The 13,008-nt window shown below is 37.1% G+C and carries 15 protein-coding genes; 2 read left to right on the top strand and 13 right to left on the bottom strand.

Going from position 1 to position 13,008, the window contains the following annotated elements; all coding sequences use genetic code 11:
* Window positions 1–12: 12 nt before the first annotated feature.
* The 8 genes from C7D53_RS18315 to C7D53_RS18350 all read right to left on the bottom strand — a co-directional run bounded on the left by C7D53_RS18315 (window position 13) and on the right by C7D53_RS18350 (window position 7,869).
* A complete protein-coding gene (locus C7D53_RS18315; RefSeq protein ID WP_106917844.1) occupies window positions 13–1,416 on the bottom strand; it encodes a nucleoside recognition domain-containing protein in 1,404 nt (467 codons plus the stop codon).
* Between the two features lie 301 nt (window positions 1,417–1,717).
* Window positions 1,718–2,227 carry a DUF6973 domain-containing protein gene (locus C7D53_RS18320; protein ID WP_106917845.1) on the bottom strand — a complete coding sequence of 170 codons (510 nt, stop codon included), beginning with the start codon at window positions 2,225–2,227 and terminating at the stop codon, window positions 1,718–1,720.
* Window positions 2,228–2,281: 54 nt separating this feature from the next.
* Window positions 2,282–3,136: an acetyl-CoA carboxylase, carboxyltransferase subunit beta gene (gene accD, locus C7D53_RS18325; RefSeq protein WP_106917846.1), complete on the bottom strand. Its 855-nt coding sequence runs from the start codon at window positions 3,134–3,136 to the stop codon at window positions 2,282–2,284.
* A 98-nt stretch (window positions 3,137–3,234) separates the two neighbouring features.
* Window positions 3,235–4,305 (bottom strand): class II fructose-bisphosphate aldolase, encoded by a 1,071-nt coding sequence (fbaA, locus tag C7D53_RS18330; protein WP_106917847.1) that lies wholly within the window; start codon window positions 4,303–4,305, stop codon window positions 3,235–3,237.
* Between the two features lie 69 nt (window positions 4,306–4,374).
* Window positions 4,375–5,241 (bottom strand): NAD kinase, encoded by an 867-nt coding sequence (locus C7D53_RS18335; protein ID WP_106917848.1) that lies wholly within the window; start codon window positions 5,239–5,241, stop codon window positions 4,375–4,377.
* 1 nt (window position 5,242) lies between these two features.
* Window positions 5,243–5,896 (bottom strand): CBS domain-containing protein, encoded by a 654-nt coding sequence (locus C7D53_RS18340; protein ID WP_106917849.1) that lies wholly within the window; start codon window positions 5,894–5,896, stop codon window positions 5,243–5,245.
* Window positions 5,897–6,083: 187 nt separating this feature from the next.
* Complete coding sequence (locus C7D53_RS18345) at window positions 6,084–6,614, bottom strand: RNA methyltransferase (RefSeq protein WP_076352942.1); 531 nt, start codon at window positions 6,612–6,614, stop codon at window positions 6,084–6,086.
* A 358-nt stretch (window positions 6,615–6,972) separates the two neighbouring features.
* Window positions 6,973–7,869, bottom strand: coding sequence for a bestrophin family protein (locus C7D53_RS18350; protein ID WP_228422433.1), 897 nt, complete (start codon window positions 7,867–7,869; stop codon window positions 6,973–6,975).
* A 182-nt stretch (window positions 7,870–8,051) separates the two neighbouring features.
* Here C7D53_RS18350 and C7D53_RS18355 point away from each other — a divergent pair, with 182 nt between their 5' ends.
* Window positions 8,052–8,930, top strand: coding sequence for a cupin-like domain-containing protein (locus C7D53_RS18355; RefSeq protein ID WP_106917851.1), 879 nt, complete (start codon window positions 8,052–8,054; stop codon window positions 8,928–8,930).
* A 3-nt stretch (window positions 8,931–8,933) separates the two neighbouring features.
* Here C7D53_RS18355 and C7D53_RS18360 read toward each other — a convergent pair whose 3' ends face one another.
* Window positions 8,934–9,464 carry a GNAT family N-acetyltransferase gene (locus C7D53_RS18360; RefSeq protein WP_106917852.1) on the bottom strand — a complete coding sequence of 177 codons (531 nt, stop codon included), beginning with the start codon at window positions 9,462–9,464 and terminating at the stop codon, window positions 8,934–8,936.
* A 124-nt stretch (window positions 9,465–9,588) separates the two neighbouring features.
* Here C7D53_RS18360 and mutS point away from each other — a divergent pair, with 124 nt between their 5' ends.
* Window positions 9,589–12,180, top strand: coding sequence for a DNA mismatch repair protein MutS (gene mutS / locus C7D53_RS18365; RefSeq protein ID WP_106917853.1), 2,592 nt, complete (start codon window positions 9,589–9,591; stop codon window positions 12,178–12,180).
* Window positions 12,181–12,216: 36 nt separating this feature from the next.
* Here the strand turns inward: mutS and C7D53_RS21035 are convergent, their stop codons facing one another.
* The 4 genes from C7D53_RS21035 to C7D53_RS18380 are packed head-to-tail and all read right to left on the bottom strand — an operon-like array spanning window position 12,217 to window position 12,969.
* The gene (locus tag C7D53_RS21035) at window positions 12,217–12,375 is read right to left on the bottom strand and encodes a hypothetical protein (RefSeq protein WP_162926218.1); all 159 of its coding nucleotides are present in this window, start codon (window positions 12,373–12,375) and stop codon (window positions 12,217–12,219) included.
* Window positions 12,376–12,404: 29 nt separating this feature from the next.
* Window positions 12,405–12,569: a bacteriocin gene (locus C7D53_RS18370; protein WP_106917854.1), complete on the bottom strand. Its 165-nt coding sequence runs from the start codon at window positions 12,567–12,569 to the stop codon at window positions 12,405–12,407.
* Window positions 12,570–12,615: 46 nt separating this feature from the next.
* The gene (locus C7D53_RS18375) at window positions 12,616–12,777 is read right to left on the bottom strand and encodes a bacteriocin (protein WP_106917855.1); all 162 of its coding nucleotides are present in this window, start codon (window positions 12,775–12,777) and stop codon (window positions 12,616–12,618) included.
* 33 nt (window positions 12,778–12,810) lie between these two features.
* Window positions 12,811–12,969: a hypothetical protein gene (locus C7D53_RS18380; RefSeq protein WP_162926219.1), complete on the bottom strand. Its 159-nt coding sequence runs from the start codon at window positions 12,967–12,969 to the stop codon at window positions 12,811–12,813.
* Window positions 12,970–13,008: the final 39 nt, after the last annotated feature.

The following is a 13,008-nucleotide window of genomic DNA, read 5'->3' on the forward strand; positions in this document are numbered from 1 at the left end:
GGGATTACTTTATTAAGCAAAAAATAAATAAGCTAAAGCAATTGCCGTAATAACGCCTACCAAATCGGCTAATAGCATGGCAATTACCGTATATCTGGTATTCTTAATGGCTACGGCCCCAAAGTATACTGCGATCACATAAAATGTCGTATCTGAGCTTCCCTGAAGTACCGCGGCTAATTTCCCTTGGAAGCTATCTGCTCCAAAAGTAGCCATGGTATCTACCATCATTCCTCTTGCTCCGGAACCCGATAAAGGTTTAATTAAGGCTGTTGGAAGACCGTCAACAAATCGAGGATCAAGGCTTGCGACATTGGCAACCCATTTCATCCCATCAATGATAACATCAAAAACACCGGAAGTTCTTAAAAGTGAAATCGCAATCAGCATTCCTACCAAATAAGGAATAATCTTGACACAGGTAGTGAATCCTTCTTTCGCACCTTCAATAAACGCATCAAAAACGTTGATCTTTTTATAAACGGCTCCAAGTATGATGGCAAGGAAAATAAAAAGAATAAGACCGTTGCTTAGTATCTTGCTGAAGTCATCCAGTTCATCCTTGCTTAATTGTACCAAATAAACGACCAATAATCCAATAATTGCTGAAATTCCGCCTACATAAGCTATAACAACGGGGCGGAGAAGATTGATCTTTTGGTATATTGAAACAATGATCATTGCAGCTAAGGTTGCGGCAAAAGTAGCAATCATGCACGGCAGGAAAATATCGGTAGGTGTTTTAGAACCCATCGATGCCCTGATGGCAATAATGGATACAGGAATCAATGTCATTCCGCCTGCGTGGAGGCAAAGAAACATGATCTGCGAATTGCTGGCTGTATCTTTATTGGGGTTGAGGGTTTGTAGACTTTCCATCGCCTTTAATCCAAATGGTGTTGCCGCATTATCCAATCCCAGAAGATTGGCGCTGAAGTTCATCAGCATATGCCCGAATGCCGGGTGGTTTTTGGGAATATCCGGAAATAGTTTGGAGAAAAAAGGTTGAATAAATCTACTTAAAAGATTGATTCCGCCTGCTTTTTCAGCAATACTCATGAAACCCATGAAAAGTGTCATGATTCCGATCAATCCAATACAGATTTTTACAGCTGTTTCTGAGGTTCCGATAACACCATCTGCTTCCTGAACCCGGTAAACGTTTACATTCTGCTTTAGTGAATCTGTTTTATAATGGATTCTGCTCTCTGCAAAATCATTCTTTTTCATCAGGCTGTCCTTTACCATAGGAGAAAGGGTAGTCATGGGTTGGGATGCAATCTTCACCGTATCCCCGCCTTTTCCTACCACCATATCATTGAAAATGGTTTTGTAATGGCTTGACGAAATGTACTTTATACTGGCAATGGTAATGGCAATAATAATAAAAGCCGACCAAATTCTGCTGAGAACCATTCGATTGATTTAATTGTTTAAACTTATCAAAAATACTTTAAACCACAAAAATAACTAAAGTCTTTTGTTATTCTGCTGTGAAAGAAAACTAATGATGGATTATTGATTTTAGATGTACTTTGGCGCAATGTCCGCAAAAGATTCTAATAATTATGTATGATTTTTTCGTTCGCGAAGGCGTTAGCACTAAGCAAATAGAACTTTAATTACATAACATTGCTGAATGAAATGCCCTTGCGCACGAAAAATTTGCACAAAGCTTTATAATTCCTTTGCGTGTTCGTTGCGTTAAAGGATAAAATTACTCTTTCAGATAGACAAGCTGTCCTTCAAAATCATCATCCAGATTTTTCAGAACTTTGGCATCATTCATTTTTTTAACTAATGCATCTACAAAGAAGCTTTTCTCAAAAAACTGGCGGTGAATTCCCGGGAGAATTTCCATGAAATAATCCATTCCTATTTTATTGTTATGAAGATCCATTTTGGTTTCCAGTGGTTCATTTGGGAACAGTTCTTCATGCATGTCCGTTATTCTTTTACAGAAATCAAGTGCCTTTTTAGGAGAAGAAATTTTGCAGCAGTACATCATAATAAAGCAGCACCACAAGGCGTGTCTGAAAGCATTTCCTATCCCGTTATTGGATGCTGTGGCAGGGAATTTTTTCTGTGCTATTGTAAATGCTTTTACGGTGGCGTGAAAGCTGAGAATTGCGAAAAGAGGATGGGGAAGAATAAGTGATAAAAGACGAATAATCTTTTTAAAACTCATGCTTCGGATGGTATCGAAAAATATCTTAAAAGTCCTCATAAATAAAAATCTCTCCCTAATTAGAGAGAGATTGTATTGTTTTTGTTACAGAGATTATGCTTTTACAGCTAATAAATTAACTGTTTTTGCAACAACATCCTGAATTTCAGTTCTTTTTACGATGAAGTCTACAAATCCTTTTTCCTGTAGGAATTCTGATGTCTGGAATCCTTCCGGTAAATCTCTACCAATGGTTTCACGAATTACTCTTGGTCCAGCGAAACCAATAAGAGCTTTCGGTTCAGCCATAATGATATCAGCCGTCATAGCAAAAGAAGCCGTGATTCCTCCAAAAGTAGGGTCACATAGGTAAGCGATATACAAAAGTCCCGCTTCTGAAAGCTGAGCAAGCTTGGCCTGTACTTTAGCCAACTGCATCAGGGAATAAGTTGCTTCCTGCATTCTAGCTCCTCCAGACTGGCAAATGATCATGTACGGAAGTCTGTGTTTGATACAATAATCAATTGCTCTTCTGATCTTTTCTCCCATTACAGAACCTAAAGAACCTCCGATAAAAGCAAAATCCATACAAGAAACTACCATTTCAGTTCCTTTTACAGTTCCTACTGCGTTTCTGATAGAGTCTGTAAGTTTTGTCTTTGCTTTTACTTCCTTTAAACGGTCTTTATAAGCCTTTGTATCCTTAAAGTTTAAGATATCAATACTTTCAACATTGGCATCCAGTTCGGTAAATTTACCGCCGTCAAAAAGGATGTCAAAAAATTCCGCACTTCCTATTCTCACATGAAATCCGTCTTCAGGAGAAACATAGTTATTTCTCTTTAGTTCATCGTGTTCCACAACTTTTCCAGATGGAGTCTGATGCCATAGGCCTTTGGGAACGTCCTTTTTTTCATCAGTAGAGGTGGTAATGTTTTTTGCTTTTCTTTTAAACCAGTCGAATGCCATTTTGTATTGTATTAATGTACAGTGTATAATGTAAAATGTATAAAAAACAAAGCATTATAAATTACCTTGAGCTTTATACATTTTACTTTTTACAAATTTTATTTTAAAGTATCTATATTATTTAAATCTTCAAATGCTTTCACCAATCTTGTAGAGAATGTATCTTCACCTTTTCTTACCCAAACTCTTGGGTCATAGAATTTTTTGTTAGGTTTTTCCTCTCCTTCAGGGTTTCCGATTTGAGTTCTTAAATAATCAATATTGTTTACCATATAATCTCTCACTCCTTCTGTATATGCAAACTGAAGGTCAGTATCGATATTCATTTTGATTACTCCGTAGTCAATTGCTTCTCTGATCTCTTCTAAAGTAGATCCTGAACCACCGTGGAATACAAAGTTTACCGGCTTAGCAGCAGTTCCGAACTTCTCCTGAACATACTTTTGAGAATTGTCTAGGATTTTTGGAGTAAGAACCACATTTCCTGGCTTGTAAACTCCGTGTACGTTACCGAATGCAGCAGCAATAGTAAAGTTGTCAGAAATAGCCTTTAGTTTTTCATAAGTATAAGCTATATCTTCAGGCTGAGTATATAATTTAGAGTTATCAACGTCTGAGTTGTCAACACCGTCTTCTTCACCACCGGTTACACCGATTTCTACTTCCAGAGTCATCTGAAGCTTAGCCATTCTTTCGAAATACTGAGCTGAAATCTCAAGGTTTTCCTCTAAAGATTCTTCAGAAAGGTCTAACATATGAGAAGAGTAAAGAGATTTTCCTGTCTGCTTGAAGAATTCTTCGTTAGCATCCATCAATCCGTCGATCCAAGGAAGTAATTTCTTTGCACAGTGGTCTGTGTGTAGAATTACCGTTGCTCCGTAAGCTTCAGCAAGAGTGTGAATATGTTTTGCACCCGCGATAGCTCCTAAGATTGCAGACTTCTGTCCGTCATTGCTTAATCCTTTTCCTGCATTGAAAGCAGCTCCACCATTTGAAAACTGAATAATTACAGGAGAGTTTAATTTCGCTGCAGTTTCCATAACAGCGTTTACGTTGCTTGATCCAATTACGTTTACTGCAGGTAGTGCAAATTTGTTTTCTTTAGCATACTGAAAAATATCAGTAACTAACTGACCTGTGGCAACTCCTGCCGGAAAAATTCTGCTCATGTTTTACTTTTTATTATAAATTTATTAGGTGCTTAATTTCGTGTAAAGGTAATCATTTTTAAGAAATCATTAATTTCTTTTGTCTCGTCCCCAAAGTAGCTTCTGGCGGATGGTTTCGTAGAAACTCAAATTGTTGGGCTGTACCAAAAGAAGCTGAAAATCGGCTTTTTTGATGATGATTTCCTTGTCCGTTTCAATGTGAATAAGTCGGGAATCTAGGGAAAGAGAGTATTGGGATACCCGGCTTTCCACTCTGAATTTTATTTCTACTTTGTCATTTACTACTAAAGGTCTCACATTCAGATTGTGAGGAGCAATTGGCGTGATGACGAAGTTTTCATTATTGGGAGAGATGATAGGTCCTCCACAACTTAATGAGTAGGCTGTAGAACCGGTTGGCGTTGAGATAATCACCCCGTCTCCCCAGAATACATTTAAAAACTCATTATTAATATAAGAATCTACCGTGATCATAGAGGTTGTTTCTTTTCGGGAAACTGTTACATCATTCAATGCATAGGGGAAAAATCCTTCCAGATTTGGAGAAACCACCTCAATTACAGAACGGCGACTTGTTTTTACATCTCCTTTTAGGATAGCGTCCAGTTCTTTAAATGCTTCTTCTTTAGTGAAGAAAGCAAGAAACCCCAACCTTCCGGTATTTACACCTACTACAGGAATTTCAAGATCTTCAATAAATGTTAAAGAGTTTACAATGGTTCCATCTCCACCGAAGGTAAAGAAAAGATCCACCTCCTTGTCCAAAAGGTCCTGTTTGCTGTTGAAAGTTTCAAAGATTTTCGAAAATTGAAGAGCTTCAGCCATTTCATCATACAGAACAGATTTTACACCTCTGGTTTCAAGTTCAGAGATAAACTTGCTTAAATATAAAAAAGTATCAAGATCTTTTTTCTGAGAATATATAGCTGCCTTCATGTTATATTTCTATGAATTTTTGGAAAAAACCAAATCGGTCCTTAAAAAGGTCGGTTTTCTCATCAGAATAATATTTTTCAACAATTCTGTAGTCGTACCGGTCAAACGTTGCATCTATCGAGGCCAGATTTTCATTGCTGATCTTTATGGTGACATGAATTACCTCTTCAGACATAAAGCTGATGAATCCACCATAAAATTTCGAGTTATTACTCTCCACAATATTGGCAATCTCCGTCATTGAATATTTTCTGGCAGGGGCTTCTACAGTAAGAATAGCTCCTGATTCTGAAAATAAAGGATAACGGGAAAGATCCTGGAAAATATCTTCACAGGTAATATAGCCCAGATACTTTTCATTCTTGTTAATCACGGGGATTACATTGGAATTGAATGTATAAAAAAGGCGGATACTATCCATGATATTATTATCCTCCAGAATGGCAAACCGCTCAATCTGATGCTCAAGATCCTTCAAGGTTCCTCCATCTTCTTCATATAAAAAGTCCTTGGCAAGGGCTCCATAGAAGTGATGGGATTTTTTGATGAATACATGAGAATATCCGAAATCTTCCAATGTATTTCTGGCCGACTCGATAGAGTCCGACAGGTTAAAACATGGGAAATCTTTTGAGATATAGTCCTTGATAAACATTGTGCTAATTTATAAAAAATTAAATGAAACTGTTTCTGAAAACACGACTTTTTTTAAGATCTAACAAAAAAAATGACGTCAAAATTTGTTTGTAAGGAAAAAAAAGGTACCTTTGTCGCCTTTCATTTTTACTTTTTATTAGATTTATTTCAAACTGCACTGTCTACTAATGACATATGCAGTTTTTTTATTTTAGGGCCTTTGCAAACTCCCACATCACAATTCCACCACATACACTTACGTTAAGGGAATGCTTTGTTCCAAGCTGAGGAATTTCCAAAAATACATCAATATTAGGCAGTACTTCATCGCTTATTCCTTCTACTTCATTTCCTAAGACCAGGGCATATTTTTTTGATTTATCAATCGTGAAATCTGTAATCATTTGGCTGCTTGTAGTCTGCTCAATACCGATCACTTCATAACCCTTGCTTTTCAGATCAGAAATAGCATTGTTGGTGTCTTCTTCATGAGACCAGTCTACGCTTTCTGTTGCTCCCAGTGCAGCCTTGTGAATTTCACGATGAGGCGGTTGTGGGGTGATTCCGCAAAGGATTATTTTTTCAATTAAAAACGCATCTGCCGTTCTGAAAGCCGCACCTACATTGTGCATACTTCTGATATTGTCTAAAATGATGACCAACGGAATTTTTTCAACTTTCTTAAATGTTTCTACATCTATTCTGTTAAGTTCTTCCAATTTTAGTTTCTGTACCAATGTATTATTTTGTTGAGATTAATTTTCCGTCTTTATAGACCTCTTTGTTTCAATGTTTCTGCCCTTATGGGAGTAGATTCTGTGGTCTTCTATTATTGTTGACTCACTTTATTTCCTGATGGCAAGACCATTTTCATAACTGTCAATCTGCCTTATGACTTTTTTGTTTTCATAAAACAATCCGGTTTTTCCATGAAGCTTTACAAAATTCGAGTAAAGCTATTGTCGCGGATATTTTTATTTCAAAAATAGTAAAATACTTACTATTCACAAGCTTATTTTGAGAAGCTTTATGCATGAGAAAAAACCATGAAAAAGCCCGTGAAATAAAAGAAATGGATCTTTAAAAGCCTGTTTTTTATTTTTTACCCATGATCTGATGAACATTTTTTTCAATATTTTGAGCTATAGTCTCCATTGGAATGTCATTTTCATCATTGTTGAAAGGGTCTTCAATTTCTTCAGCAATAAGTTCCAGACTCATCAGAACATAATACACAAAAACTGTAAGGGGGATCATGAAAAGCCCGATTGTAATAACGTACGCAATAGGCAGAGCAAATACATACAGAATGATGAACTTTTTAATAAATGATGAATAAGAATAGGGAATAGGTGTATTCTTAATTCTTTCACAGCCTCCGCACACCTCCAGAAAACCAGAGAGCTGATTGTCTAAATACAGCATTTCTACCTCAGTGATTTTGCCCTCTTTTTTTAATTGATTCAGTTTGTGAGTCAAAAGAATGATGATTTCACTTGGACCGTGGTTCTTTAACGTTTTCTCAATTTCAGAATAATCTTCGTCCAGCGCCAAGCGGGTAGATTCTTTAGAAAGGTGCTTCGCTAAAAAATGAGGGAAATACTTTAAATATCTTGCAATTTGTTCTGCGTCCTGACGATTATCTCCAAGAATAGTATTAATCTTTATGGCAAAATTTCGGGTGTCATTGACTAATTTTCCCCAAAGTTTTCTCCCTTCCCACCATCTGTCATAGGCGGTATTGGTTCGAAAAACCAATAACAAGGAAAGCACAAAACCCAAGAGAGAGTGGATCATTCCCACATTGCTGACCGCGGATTTTGAAGTAAGATGAAGATATTCCACTTCCAGATATTCAATTCCCCAAGAGTATACTCCCACAAGGATCATGCTTGGAAAAAGAATTTTTAGGGTATCGCTTTTATGTAAACTGAAAAGGATCTTAAGGAAATGTTTAGTATTGTAGACTCTCATAAATTCGCTTAATAACACAAATATAAATTTTTCATTTGAGCTCTGCTTTATAGAAAGCCTTAAAATTATTTTAAAATCCGAGTTCATAAAATTTTATCCGATGAAAGAATTTATAGGAATCAGTTCTTTCTCTCTTCATTTAAAAGTTTCCGCAGTTTTCAAAAAAACACTATTTTTATTTCGCATAAAATACAAAATACATGATCCTCGAAAACGTAGATGTTGTTAATGATATCAGTAAAGAAGATTTTCAGAAGAATTATTTCAAGAAGCAGAAACCTCTTTTGATCAAAAATTTTGCGAGCCGATGGGATGCTTTTGATCAATGGAATCTAGCCTATATTCGTGAAAAAGCAGGGGATCAGGATGTTCCGCTATATGATAATAAGCCTGCTGATGCGGCTAAAAGTACTGATGCTCCGGTAGCCCATATGAAGATGAAAGATTATATTGACACCATCAAGAGTAGGCCGTCAGACCTTCGTATTTTTTTCTACATTATTACAGACAGACTTCCTGAGCTACTGAAAAACTTTACCTATCCGGATCTGGGGATGAAGTTCTTCAAAAGACTTCCTACTTTATTCTTTGGGGGTAGTGAAGCTCATGTTCTGATGCATTATGATGTTGATCTTGGGGATTTTATGCATATTCACTTTGAGGGTAAGAAAAGGATTCTTTTATTTGATCAGGAGCAGTCTCCTTTTCTATACAAAGTTCCGTTATCTGTTCATACCATTTATGATGTAGATTATGAAAACCCTGACTATGAAAAATTTCCGGCACTTAAATACGCAAAGGGATATGAAATTTTCATGGAGCATGGGGATGCCCTTTTTATTCCGGGTGCATTCTGGCATTTCAACAGATATCTTGAGCCTGGTTTTTCATTATCATTAAGAGCGCTTCCCAACAAGCCCGTCGTTTTCGCTAATATGCTGTACCATGTTTTTATCATGAGGTATACAGATAAGATTATGCGCAAGCTTTTTAAGGCTAAATGGGTACAATATAAGCAGGATTGGGCCTACAAAAAAAGCTCTGAAGCCTTAGACAGGCATTTAAAATCTGAGAAATAAGTCTTATTTGTTAATCAGCCCAAAGAGTTTAGCATCTACAAATTTTCCTTTCTCAAAAAAGTAATCTCTCATGGTTCCTTCTTCCTGAAAGTTGAGAGAAGACAAAAGCTTTTCGGAGGAGATGTTTGCCGGATCAATAAATGCGTCTATCCGATGTAGCCTCATGCTTTCAAAACCAAATGTGAGAATGGGAAGTAGGGCTTCTTTCATAAAAGACCTCTGCCAATATAAAGGATTAAGCTCATATCCAATCTCGGCTTTGAAATGCTCATGATACCAGTTGTGATAGCCACAGGTGCCAATTACTTTCTTTTCAGCCCTTAGTTCCAAGGCCCATCGAAAACCCTTTCCTTTTTCAAACTCGCTGTTGAAATGTTGGATGATATGTTGTGCATCTTCCAGTGTTTTGAAAGTATCAAGGTCATAATATTCCATAACTTCATCCTGTGAAAAATACTCAAAAAGATCTTCCGAGTCATTCAGGGTGAGCTGTCGCAAAATAAGTCTTTCAGTTTCTAAAACAGGAAATTCCATGGGTTTGATTTTATGGTGAAAATACAATTAATTCCTGATAAGGAAAAGAGCATTCAAGCATAAACCATGAAACAATTCTGAAACCCTGAATTTATTTTTCTAAATTTGGGGTTCATTTTTTACTATGGCAAAATCGAAGAAGGAAACCCCGCTAATGACCCAGTATAATACCATCAAGGGTAAATATCCTGATGCACTTTTACTTTTCAGAGTAGGGGACTTTTATGAAACTTTTGGGCAGGATGCCGTGAGAACATCTCAGATTTTAGGAATTGTTCTTACTAAAAGAGCCAACGGAGACGGACACATCGAGTTGGCAGGATTTCCACATCATTCAGTAGATTCTTATCTGCCAAAATTGGTAAGAGCAGGCATGAGAGTGGCTATCTGCGACCAGTTGGAAGACCCGAAAATGGTGAAAGGCATTGTGAAAAGAGGGGTTACGGAATTGGTAACTCCCGGAGTGACATTTAATGATCAGGTCTTAAACTCCAAAAAGAATAACTTCCTGCTTTCTTTGCACAAGGAAAAAGAGAAATACGGAATCGCATTAGTAGATATTTCTACCGGTGAATTCCTTGTGAGTGAGGGGAATATCGAAAAACTGCTGCACATTGTCAATACCTTTGATCCGAGTGAGATTATTTTCCAGAGAAGTGTGCAGATTCCTGAACAGATCAAGAATAAAAATGCCTTTAAGCTTGAAGACTGGGCTTTTCAATACAATTTTGCCTACGAAAAACTAACAAATCACTTTAAAACCAATTCTTTAAAAGGTTTTGGGATTGAAAATTTACCACTGGCAATTACCGCTGCCGGGGCTATTTTTGCGTATCTCGTAGAAGATACCCATCATAATCTTCTTGCACATATTACTAAACTTCAGGTTATTCCTCAGGAAGATTACCTGATGATGGATAATTTTACATTAAGAAATCTGGAAATTGTTTACCCAAGCAACCCACAAGGGAAATCGCTTCTGGATATCATTGACAAGACATCTACTCCCATGGGGGGAAGGTTATTGAGAAGAAGAATTATTCTTCCTCTGAAATCGGTGGATGAAATTGCCAGAAGGCTTTCGCTGATTGATTTTCTGAACGAAAAAGATGCTCTTAAGTATGAAATAAGCCAGCTGTTAAAATCCATTTCTGATCTTGATCGATTGATGGGAAAACTGGCAGCAGAGAAAATTTCACCAAAAGAATTGGGGTATCTGCGTCAAAGTTTAATTAATATCCATAAAATCAAGTCGTTATTACATCCTCATGCCGATGTGTTGGCTTGGCTTGAACCCTTATTTGATCTTGAAGAACTTATTAAGTTCCTGCAGAATTATCTTAACGAAGAGCTTCCGGTTAACATCGCCAAGGGAAATGTTATTAAGAATGGTGTTTCTGAAGAACTGGACAGGTTAAGAAATCTCCAGAGCAAAGGCCGAGGATTTCTGGATGAAATGTGCCAGAGAGAAATTGAAAGAACTGGAATTTCAAGTCTGAAGATTGATTTTAATAATGTTTTTGGATACTATATTGAAGTCCGAAATACCCATAAAGATAAAGTTCCGAGTGATTGGTTAAGAAAGCAGACCCTTGTGAATGCTGAACGATATATTACAGAGGAGTTAAAAGAATATGAAAGCCAGATTTTAGGCGCCGAAGAAAAAATTGGTGTTCTGGAAAGTAAGCTGTACAGAGATGTATGTACTGAAACAATGGTTTATATAGATCAAATTCAGGGTAACTCCAATATCATTGCACAATTGGATGTTGCTGCCGGATTATCTGAACTGGCTGTTTCCGAGAGCTATACAAAACCTATTTTAAATGACGGTTATGCAATTGACCTGAAAGAAGCAAGGCATCCAATCATTGAAAATGCTCTTCCATTGGGAGAAAAATATATCCCGAATGATATCTTTTTAGATAAAGATTCTCAACAGATCATTATGGTTACGGGACCCAACATGGCCGGTAAGTCTGCTATTCTACGTCAGACGGCTATCGTATGTCTTCTGGCTCAGATTGGAAGCTTTGTGCCCGCAAAACACGCAGAGATCGGTTTATTGGACAAGATCTTTACTAGAGTAGGAGCCACAGATAATATTTCGGCAGGTGAATCTACATTCATGGTAGAAATGAATGAGGCGGCCAACATTCTGAATAATATTTCTGAACGAAGCCTTATCCTTCTGGATGAAATTGGTCGCGGAACATCAACTTATGACGGAGTTTCCATTGCATGGGCCATTGCAGAATACCTTCATCAGCATCCTACACAGGCAAAGACCTTATTTGCCACCCATTATCACGAGCTGAATGAAATGACGGTGAATTTTGAGCGTGTAAAGAATTTTCATGTATCCATTCAGGAAAACAAGGGGAATATTATCTTCTTAAGAAAGTTGGTTCCGGGAGGTAGTGAGCATAGTTTCGGTATTCATGTTGCCAAACTTGCAGGGATGCCTGCTAAAGTGGTAAACAGAGCAAACGAAATCCTTAAAACCCTTGAAGCCAGCAGAACGCAAGGAAATGGCAGCACATCTGAAAGTATTAAAAGAGTAACCGAAGAAAATATGCAGCTCTCTTTCTTCCAGCTGGATGATCCTGTTCTGGAGAATATCCGTGAGGAGCTTACAAAGATTGACATCAACACGTTAACGCCTATAGAAGCTCTAATGAAGCTGAATGCCATAAAAAAAATGATTGGAAAATAATCCAATCATTTTTCTTTTCACAAGGTTGAAAAATAGCTAGCAACAGTATCCGTTTTTTCCAACAGGACCTATAATAAGGAAATGGCCAACTCCCCGAAGTTTACATAAACCTTCTGCACAGTTGGCGGCACCGCCATTAATTTCTTTCAGTTCGCTTTTGGTAAGCTTTCGTTTCTGAATACTTAACTTTTTCATATGATTTTGAATTTGGTTGCAGATGTTTTTTAGCAACAAGGTCCATCCTGAATTCCGGGAACTCCTGATCGTTCTATTCCGGTCCTCATATCTGTACAGCTTATTACGACAGGACAGACAGGTCTAAGACCTCCACTTATTTCCTTTAATTCCTTTTTGGAAAGTTTTCTTTGTGGAATGGTTGATTTTTTCATAGTGGTTTTAATTTTTGAGTGTCAGATGTTAATAAGTTATCGTCTATTAGCAGCAATAGCCATCTCTATCTAAACGGCCAATCTGCATTTCATCAGACCCACGTACCATACAAAATCCTTCTATACATATATTAGGTCCGCCACCTCCGTTAATATTTTTCAATGCTTTTTTTGTCAGTTTCTTTTGTTGAATGTTTAATTTTTTCATAGTATTTTTCGTTTTGGTTGATTTTTAATTAGATTAACAGCAGTATCCATCTTCTCCTATAAGACCTCGTACCAGTTCATCAGATCCGGGAACCATACAGAAGCCTCTTAGGCAGAATACTCTGTTGCCACCATTAATTTCCTTTAACTCTTGCTTTGTCAATTTTCTTTGTTGAATGTTTGATTTTTTCATGATAATTTTAGTTTGGTTGTAAGCTAATTTACATTTTAT

This window comes from Chryseobacterium aurantiacum, from assembly GCF_003020585.1.
In the GTDB taxonomy this organism is placed as follows: Bacteria; Bacteroidota; Bacteroidia; order Flavobacteriales; family Weeksellaceae; genus Chryseobacterium; species Chryseobacterium aurantiacum.

Excerpts from the sequence above, each read along its gene's own strand:
- C7D53_RS18315 (WP_106917844.1), bottom strand. The coding sequence starts at position 1,416 with ATGGTTCTCAGCAGAATTTGGTCGGCTTTTATTATTATTGCCATTACC.
- C7D53_RS18320 (WP_106917845.1), bottom strand. The coding sequence starts at position 2,227 with ATGAGGACTTTTAAGATATTTTTCGATACCATCCGAAGCATGAGTTTT.
- accD (WP_106917846.1), bottom strand. The coding sequence starts at position 3,136 with ATGGCATTCGACTGGTTTAAAAGAAAAGCAAAAAACATTACCACCTCT.
- fbaA (WP_106917847.1), bottom strand. The coding sequence starts at position 4,305 with ATGAGCAGAATTTTTCCGGCAGGAGTTGCCACAGGTCAGTTAGTTACT.
- C7D53_RS18335 (WP_106917848.1), bottom strand. The coding sequence starts at position 5,241 with ATGAAGGCAGCTATATATTCTCAGAAAAAAGATCTTGATACTTTTTTA.
- C7D53_RS18340 (WP_106917849.1), bottom strand. The coding sequence starts at position 5,896 with ATGTTTATCAAGGACTATATCTCAAAAGATTTCCCATGTTTTAACCTG.
- C7D53_RS18355 (WP_106917851.1), top strand. The coding sequence starts at position 8,052 with ATGATCCTCGAAAACGTAGATGTTGTTAATGATATCAGTAAAGAAGAT.
- C7D53_RS18360 (WP_106917852.1), bottom strand. The coding sequence starts at position 9,464 with ATGGAATTTCCTGTTTTAGAAACTGAAAGACTTATTTTGCGACAGCTC.
- mutS (WP_106917853.1), top strand. The coding sequence starts at position 9,589 with ATGGCAAAATCGAAGAAGGAAACCCCGCTAATGACCCAGTATAATACC.
- C7D53_RS21035 (WP_162926218.1), bottom strand. The coding sequence starts at position 12,375 with ATGAAAAAGTTAAGTATTCAGAAACGAAAGCTTACCAAAAGCGAACTG.
- C7D53_RS18370 (WP_106917854.1), bottom strand. The coding sequence starts at position 12,569 with ATGAAAAAATCAACCATTCCACAAAGAAAACTTTCCAAAAAGGAATTA.
- C7D53_RS18375 (WP_106917855.1), bottom strand. The coding sequence starts at position 12,777 with ATGAAAAAATTAAACATTCAACAAAAGAAACTGACAAAAAAAGCATTG.
- C7D53_RS18380 (WP_162926219.1), bottom strand. The coding sequence starts at position 12,969 with ATGAAAAAATCAAACATTCAACAAAGAAAATTGACAAAGCAAGAGTTA.